General features: G+C 55.2%; 11 protein-coding genes. 6 read left to right on the forward strand and 5 right to left on the reverse strand.

The genetic code is table 11. The features are described from left to right. Positions 1-286 precede the first annotated feature (286 nt). Positions 287-727, reverse strand: a complete 441-nt coding sequence (merR, locus tag ABYA88_RS14405) for an Hg(II)-responsive transcriptional regulator (protein ID WP_373188088.1) — start codon at positions 725-727, stop codon at positions 287-289. Between the two features lie 204 nt (positions 728-931). Between merR and ABYA88_RS14410 the strand changes: the two genes are divergently transcribed. Continuing rightward, entirely contained in the window at positions 932-1,009 is a 78-nt protein-coding gene (locus ABYA88_RS14410; RefSeq protein ID WP_373188097.1) for a mercury resistance system transport protein MerF, read from the forward strand. 189 nt (positions 1,010-1,198) lie between these two features. Here ABYA88_RS14410 and ABYA88_RS14415 read toward each other — a convergent pair whose 3' ends face one another. Next, positions 1,199-2,224 (reverse strand): AraC family transcriptional regulator, encoded by a 1,026-nt coding sequence (locus ABYA88_RS14415; protein ID WP_373188089.1) that lies wholly within the window; start codon positions 2,222-2,224, stop codon positions 1,199-1,201. 152 nt (positions 2,225-2,376) lie between these two features. Between ABYA88_RS14415 and ABYA88_RS14420 the strand changes: the two genes are divergently transcribed. The 5 genes from ABYA88_RS14420 to merA all read left to right on the forward strand — a co-directional run bounded on the left by ABYA88_RS14420 (position 2,377) and on the right by merA (position 5,775). Beyond that, positions 2,377-3,102: an isochorismatase family cysteine hydrolase gene (locus ABYA88_RS14420; RefSeq protein WP_373188098.1), complete on the forward strand. Its 726-nt coding sequence runs from the start codon at positions 2,377-2,379 to the stop codon at positions 3,100-3,102. A 339-nt stretch (positions 3,103-3,441) separates the two neighbouring features. Next, a complete protein-coding gene (gene merT, locus ABYA88_RS14425; RefSeq protein ID WP_373188090.1) occupies positions 3,442-3,792 on the forward strand; it encodes a mercuric ion transporter MerT in 351 nt (116 codons plus the stop codon). Positions 3,793-3,806: 14 nt separating this feature from the next. Continuing rightward, positions 3,807-4,103, forward strand: a complete 297-nt coding sequence (gene merP, locus ABYA88_RS14430) for a mercury resistance system periplasmic binding protein MerP (protein WP_373188091.1) — start codon at positions 3,807-3,809, stop codon at positions 4,101-4,103. Between the two features lie 3 nt (positions 4,104-4,106). Further along, a complete protein-coding gene (gene merF, locus ABYA88_RS14435) occupies positions 4,107-4,367 on the forward strand; it encodes a mercury resistance system transport protein MerF (protein ID WP_373188092.1) in 261 nt (86 codons plus the stop codon). Continuing rightward, positions 4,357-5,775, forward strand: coding sequence for a mercury(II) reductase (gene merA / locus ABYA88_RS14440; RefSeq protein WP_373188093.1), 1,419 nt, complete (start codon positions 4,357-4,359; stop codon positions 5,773-5,775). The genes merF and merA overlap by 11 nt, the downstream gene beginning before the upstream one ends. A gap of 437 nt (positions 5,776-6,212) precedes the next feature. On the opposite strand, the gene ABYA88_RS14445 is transcribed toward merA, so the two are convergent. The 3 genes from ABYA88_RS14445 to ABYA88_RS14455 form a co-directional block, all read right to left on the reverse strand. After that, positions 6,213-6,431, reverse strand: a complete 219-nt coding sequence (locus tag ABYA88_RS14445) for a hypothetical protein (protein ID WP_373188094.1) — start codon at positions 6,429-6,431, stop codon at positions 6,213-6,215. A 162-nt stretch (positions 6,432-6,593) separates the two neighbouring features. Continuing rightward, positions 6,594-7,154: a hypothetical protein gene (locus ABYA88_RS14450; protein WP_373188095.1), complete on the reverse strand. Its 561-nt coding sequence runs from the start codon at positions 7,152-7,154 to the stop codon at positions 6,594-6,596. Next, a partial coding sequence (locus ABYA88_RS14455) for an RNA polymerase sigma factor (RefSeq protein WP_373188096.1) occupies positions 7,144-7,519 on the reverse strand: 376 nt, incomplete at its 5' end. The genes ABYA88_RS14455 and ABYA88_RS14450, both read right to left, overlap by 11 nt.

Here is a 7,519-nt window from a genome sequence, read left to right on the forward strand (position 1 = left end):
CCCTTTTCCCTTTTCCCTTTCATCTGACTCCGGCTTCATTTTAATTCCTGCTTTGGTCGACTGCCGGATCGGTAGAAATTTTCATCTGGAATGCCCCGAGATTTCGACGCCTCACCTTTTGTTGCCATAGTAAAACCGTCTTTGCGGGACGACTTGGATTCCATAAATTGAACCGGGAAGCGCATACCGGTCTAATTGCGGAAGCCGCTCCCGCTGCCCGAACTTGATCGGCCGAACGTTTTAACAGGGTTATTAAATGCTGGGGTTTGCCTAGCTTTACCTGCTGTTAAGGCGCTACCTTTTCAGTGTCTGTCCCGCTGACGCCTTCATGCAGGGATGCAATGAGCGGGCAGGTGATATTGCTCGATTGCGCGTGGCATCTTTCTACCATTTCACCCAGCGCTCTCTCTATTTTCTCCAGACTGTTGATCTTCTCACGAACGTCTTTCATTTTCTGCTCGGCGAGAGCGCTGGCTTCCTGGCAGTGAGTGCCATCGTCAAGCCGAAGCAGGTCGTCGATCTCGTCGAGACTGAAGCCCAATCGCTGCGCCGTTTTGACAAACATCAACCGGTCAATATCGGCGAAACCGTAACGTCTAATACCACCCGGAGGACGGTCGGGTTCCGGGAATAGCCCGCGTCGCTGGTAATAGCGGACCGTCTCGACATGAACCCTGGCCGCCTTTGCCAGGCCACCGATGGTCAGTGAATTCGCTTTATCCGACATTTGCCTTGGCTCCGTAGCTGACTGCTGGAGTCACCTTATCTCAACTCGATTCTCAATGCTTCTCACCCCTTGGCTTTCGAGGAGAGTCGATGTTTAAGAATCCCAAGATCATGCCGCGCATGAACGTGATAGGCACTGTTCTGGCGGCGTTATGTTGCTTTACACCAATCTTGATTCCTGCGATGCACCATAAGACTGGCAGCTATGACGGGCTATCTCGACCAAGTGCTGCTTTCAGAGCTGGCCGTATTCATCGGTCTGACCGCCCATGCACTATGGTGAAAAAAGCAATACTCCACTTACGGTGACAACGCCACGAAAAACAGAGGTACCCGCGAGGACATCACCGGCACTTCCCTCTGAGCCGTTACAAACCTAAGGAGGCGAAAACATTCAAAGTAAGGCTGTTAGCTCAAAACGCCCGGCCCGCTGCCTTCAGAATAAAAGTGTTTGTTGCACAGGGGGTAGTGACTACGGCAGTTTTTGCCTGTAGCTCCCGGGATCCTGGTGAAAATACGCCTTGAACGCAGAGCTGAACTGACTACGGCTACGATAACCCAGTTGGTCAGCAATCACCTTGACCGGCAGAGAGGTATGGGCAAGTAATTTCGCTGCATGCTGCAGTCTTATCTTGGTTGCAAAACGATGTGGGGGATCGCCGAAAACGGCCTTGAATCGCTCCATAAAGGTGGACCGGCCCATATTGGCGAGCGCCGCAAGCTGTTCAATATTGATCTGTTTTTGCGGCTCCAGGAGCATCGCGTCGATCACTCTGGTCATTGCGGGGTCTTGCATGGCCAGAAGCCAGGGGTGAGGCTCCTCGCGGTTGTGAATCTGCCGGAGCATCAGAATCAGGCATTGCTTCATCAGAACCGACAGCATGGCCGTCGATCCCAGTCCGGGATTGGTGAGCTCACCAAATAACCGGGCAAAGATTTGCTGTGTTTCGTCGTTATCGCTGTCTGTGATCAGCGGTGCGGTGAGGCTGTCAAACAGTCCCAGTGACTTTTCCGGACCGATATCGACTATTCCACACATGACCAGCATGCCCGGGTGCTCTCCTGGGCTCATGCTTTCACCCTCGCCGACTCTTAGCCAGTGCAGTGATTGAGCCATTTCGTGACAGCGGCTAAGGCTGAAATACTCCCCCTGCACCTCCCGAATCTCGACAGATTGGCCTGGAGGGCAGACAACAAGACTGTTGGGTGTGAACTTCACACTGTTGCGATGGGCATCAATCAGCTCCCCCTCGCCCCGAAGAACGTAATGCAAGGATATGGAGCCCAGGGCCGGCGTTGCCAGTGTCAAGCCATTGCGAACTTCACATACCGCAAATGAACGAACATGGGTAGTTACCAATTCCAGTAGCTGTTCCAGCAAGCAAGCACCTCTCTGACTACGGTTTTGGACGAAACGGCACCAGATCCGGACACAATTGCCCGCTAATCCGCCTAGAGTCAAGTCTGTCACTAAAATAGACAAAAGGACCAATGCCATGAGTGATAATCCTGAATTACCCCAAAACCACAATGCACAACTACCTCCGGTTGAACGTCCTGACCATCCGGTCGGCGGCCTAGTAGATCCGCAACGTCGCAAGCTGGTGGCTGGCGGGTTGGCTGGCATTACTGCTGCTGCGCTGGGGGGGGCTGTCTGCCACGGTCCAGGCTCAGGAAACGAAGTCGGACCCCTACGCCGCTCCTGCCAAAGGCGCTTTGCCCGCGAGCGGATTCCAACTCGACCTGTCACGAACGGCTCTGGTGGTGACGGACCCCCAAATCGACTTTTTGAGCCCGGATGGGGTTACCTGGAAAGTGGTAGGCGAGAGCGTTACCGAGCACAATACGGTTGAGAACATCGGTCGTCTTTTTGCCGCGGCCAAGCAAAGCGGCATGCTGGTAGTGGTATCGCCCCACTATTATTACCCCCACGATCATCAGTGGGATTTCGGTGGCCCCCTGGAAAAGCTCATGCACAATATCGGAATGTTTGACCGGCAGAGCCCCCTTGCTCCGGTGAAAACCCGAAGCGGGGCGGATTTCATGCCTCAGTACAAGGAATTTATCGAGGACGGGCAGACTATTATCACTTCGCCCCACAAGGTGTATGGTCCGGAACAGAACGACCTGGTTCTGCAGTTGCGAAAGCGGCGCATTGATCAGATCATCCTTGCTGGTATGTCAGCGAACCTCTGCGTTGAGTCGCACCTGCGTGAGTTGCTGGAGCAGGGTTTTGAAGTTGCGGTCGTCAAGGACGCCACGGCCGCGGCCAAGCTACCAGAGGGGGATGGCTATCTGGCTGCGTTGACGAATTTCCGCTTTATTGCCAATGCCCTTTGGACAACGGACGAGGCCGTCAAGAAGATTACTGCCTGAGATCGAACTGCCTGGCTTGCCTACGGATCGGATAAAGGTTTCTTGCAGCGGACCCCTCCGCTGTGAAGTGCAGGGCCCCGGGCTCCCGGGGCCTGAATCGCCCCCGGTTTTATGGAAGCGATTCAATTTCAGTCAGACCGCCATGACTTAGCCGGTGTGTCGCTGGTAGAAGTCAGCCTCAGCGAGACGCTCCGCATACCGGATGGAGACGCCCTGGTTGCCTTGGCCAGGCCACCGAGGATCAGTGAATTCCCTTTATCCAACATACGCCTTGACTCCGTAGTTGACTACGGAAGTAACCTTGTCTCATCGAACAAAACCATGAAAGGTGTAAGCGTTATGTCGAATTCCAGATCGGGGCGTGGGCCCCTGGCTGCCGGGGGCATCGCGGCGCTTTTCGCCTCGGCCTGCTGTCTCGGCCCGCTGGTACTGATCACGCTGGGGGTTTCCGGCGCCTGGATTGGTAACCTCACAGCGCTCGAACCCTACCGGCCGATTTTCATCGGCATTGCATTGGTGGCCATGTTCTTTGCCTGGCGCCGAATCTTTCGGCCAGCTGAACAGTGCCGGCCGGGAGAAATGTGTGCCGTACCCCAGGTGCGAGCGGCCTACAAAGTGATCTTTTGGGCGGTAACGGCACTGATACTGGTCGCCCTATTGTTTCCTTATGCTTTGCCTCTGTTCTATTGAAAGGAGATTTTCCCATGAAAATGCGTTTTGTTCTGACGTTGCTCGTCGCCCTGCTCAGTATGCCCACCTGGGCCGCCATGCAGACCGTGACGCTCTCGGTGCCGGGCATGACCTGCTCCACATGTCCGATCATCATCAAGATAGCTTTGAGTAAGGTGGAGGGTGTCTCGCAAGTCGACGTGAGCTATCCGGATCGTGAAGCTGTGGTCACCTTCGACGACACCCGTACGTCGATGAAGGCATTAACTGAAGCCACTTCCAACGCCGGGTACCCCTCAACCCCGTTAGCCTCGGGAGCGGACCGGGAGTAACCCATGAAGAACCCAAAGACCCTGCTGCGCGCGAGCGTGATTGGCACCGTCCTGGTGGCGTTGTGCTGCTTCACGCCCGTTCTGGTGATCCTGTTGGGCACTGTAGGTCTGGCAGCCCTGACGGGCTATCTCGACTACGTGCTGCTTCCAGCCCTGGCCTTATTCATCGGTCTAACCGTCTATGCGCTGTGGCGCAAAAAGCAATACGACGCCTACCGTGACAATGGCTCTACAGATTCAAGGAATTCTCTCCATGAGCGATAACAAACTGCATATCGCCGTGATCGGCAGTGGCGGCGCAGCCATGGCAGCCGCCTTGAAGGCGGTCGAGCGCGGTGCCCGCGTCACATTGATCGAACGCGGCACCATCGGCGGCACCTGCGTGAATACCGGCTGTGTGCCCTCGAAGATCATGATTCGCGCCGCGCACATCGCACACCTGCGCAAGGAAAGCCCCTTTGACGAGGGAGTAAGCAGCCAGCAGGCGCCGAAGGTGGACCGGGCAAAACTGCTTGCGCAACAGCAGGCACGTGTCGAGGAACTGCGCAACAATAAGTACGAAAGCATACTGCGCGATCAGTCAGCCATCACGGTGCTGAACGGTGAGGCCCGGTTTGTCGATGCCCATAACCTGGTGGTCAGGCTGAACGAAGGCGGTGAGCAGACAGTCCATTTCGATCGCGCCTTTATTGGCACGGGTGCCCGTCCGTCAGAGACGGCGATACCGGGGCTGGCTGGGACGCCGTATCTCACCTCCACCAGTGGATTGGCATTGGATACCATTCCCGAACGGCTGATTGTCATCGGCGCCGGCTTTGTCGCGCTGGAATTGGCCCAGGCATTCGCCCGGCTAGGCAGCGAGGTCACCGTGCTCGCCCGCAGTCGCCTGCTATCCGATGAAGACCCTGCCATCGGTGAGGCCATAGAGGCCGCGTTCAGGCGCGAGGGCATCAAGGTGCTCAGGCAGACCCAGGCCAGCCGTGTGGACTATACCAACAGTCAATTCATTGTCGACACCAATGCCGGCGCCCAAGCCCACACGATGCGAGCGGACCAACTGCTGGTGGCGACTGGCCGGACACCCAATACCGAGGCCCTGAACCTGGAGGGCATCGGCGTGAAGACCGCGGGTGGCGCGATTCAAGTAGATAAATACTTGCAAACCACGGTTCCTGGTATATATGCCGCCGGTGACTGCACCAATCAGCCGCAGTTTGTCTATGTCGCCGCCGCCGGGGGCAGCCGGGCCGCAGTCAATATGACGGGAGGCAAGGCTACTCTGGACCTTGGCGCCATGCCCGGGGTGATGTTCACTGACCCGCAAGTGGCTACTGTCGGTCTGACCGAAGCTGAAGCGATCAGGCAAGGCTTCAGCGTCGATACCCGTATGCTAGATCTGGAGTACGTGCCGCGTGCGCTGGTCAACTTCGACACCCATGGTTTTATCAAGATGGTCGCCGAACGCGATTCCGGACGCTTGCTGGGGGTGCAGGCGGTAGCTGCGGAAGGCGGTGAACTGATCCAGACAGCGGTGATAGCCTTAAGGGCTCGCATGACGGTAGAGGACATCGGGAATGAACTGTTTCCCTATCTGACAATGGTGGAAGGCCTCAAGCTCTGCGCGCAAACCTTCACCAAGGATGTGAAACAGTTGTCGTGCTGTGCGGGATAATTATTTGCCCGTCCTCACCCGTATGGTAACGGCTATGAATGGTTGAACCACTCTCTGGCGCCGACTGCCTGTAACACGGATGATTTGCGTGTGCAGTTCGGAGAAGCTGCAAGCACCCAGCCTTATTCGGCCTCCCCTTTGAACATCCCGGCAATGAGCTTCGGCTAGTTGAGTCCTAACGCGGTGTTGGCGCCCAACCGTGCCGCCATGCTGGGTTGCTTCGCCCACAATACCGGCGAAGGAGGACTGGGTCTCTGGCCGGCGTTTTTCAAGGTAGTTGTCGCGTCAATCAGGAAGTAGTTATGAGCTACGAGAGAATTTATCCCTGCATTTCGAACAGCTGCCAGGGTCTTTTGAACGCATCACGATATGCCCTGGCAGAAGCTTATATTGTTGGCATGAAAAGTTGGATATCGATTCACACAGGCGCTATCGGCTCAACTATTGTCGCTGCCATGGCTTCCTGTATGGCGCAGCATGAAATATCGGAAGCGATCGAGACCACTGTCTGCGTTTTTCAGTCGCTGCTTTTCAGAAGCCAGAACTTGTTGCGACTTAGCCGAATCATCAGCGTTATGCTGATTCGCACTCGCCTGACCGGCTGCCAAAGTAATGCCCGCACACAAAGCCAGCGAAACACATAGTACGTTTTTCATTAGATACTCCTTTTTTTGACAAAAAAAACCTGCCATCACTGCTGATCAACAAGATCTAGTCAGCGACAGAGGACGTTGAAACCAGTTGAATGTTGACCCGCCGGGGGTCATTGGGGAAAAGCTAAGGCGAACTACCGAACAAGCACGAAGAGCCGCTCCAGATCATCGATTTTGCGCCAAGGCAAAAAAGTGGCCCTCTTCCGACCAGGTCTGAATATCCAGGTCAGGTAAGGATGGCAACGCACCCGTTAGATTTGGCTGCGAGTCATTACCGACTGAAACAAACAGCGAATGTAGCTTTCCATCATTATCCAGATAAACATGAACTGCCGGCTTGCCTGCCAAAGAACACAATCTTGCCCCTACAATTTCGCCCTGTAATCGACGACTGACTGGCAACTCAAAATCGAAGCCTATTTCGGCAAGCTGAACCACGATGGTGCTAAGGTCTCTGATTTGAATGTCATCGGACCGGCCTGCCATATGGTTTTTCGCAATGTCGGCGCTCAGCAATTCAACATCTCGGTCGATTGAATACTCGGGCATTACCAGAGCGACTGCTACGGCCAGCACCATAATGACGCCTAACGCCCAGGATCTGGGAGCCTGCAAGCTCCAACGGGACCTTGTGCGACCTACTTTGACCAGGTCGTCTATTGCATCGGCAGATAGCCGCTGGTTTTCATAATAACGTTTGAGCTGGGCATCCAGATCATCCTGCATTTTTTCGTCCTCGTTCTTCTTGCCGAGCCGATGGCGCCATTAAAAGCACACGCATTTTTTCGCGGGCTCGATGTAGCAGGCTTAATACGGTTCCGCGTGGGCGTCCGGTCATCCGGACGATTTCACTGACGGTATAACCTTCAACACTATTGAGAAACAAAATCTCCCGCTCTGGAGCGCGCAACTGCGCCAGGCAATGACTGAGCTCCCGAGCCTGAATGTCACGATCCAGGCTGACCTCCTGGGCCGCATAATCATCCATATCAGAAGCGGACGTATCCAAGACCAACAACTGCTCACGTCTGTACTGATCAATGAACAGATTACGAATGGTCCGAAAAAGCCGTGGCTTGGTCATGATGGGA

Source organism: Halopseudomonas sp., assembly GCF_041579695.1.
Classification (GTDB): Bacteria; Pseudomonadota; Gammaproteobacteria; order Pseudomonadales; family Pseudomonadaceae; genus Halopseudomonas.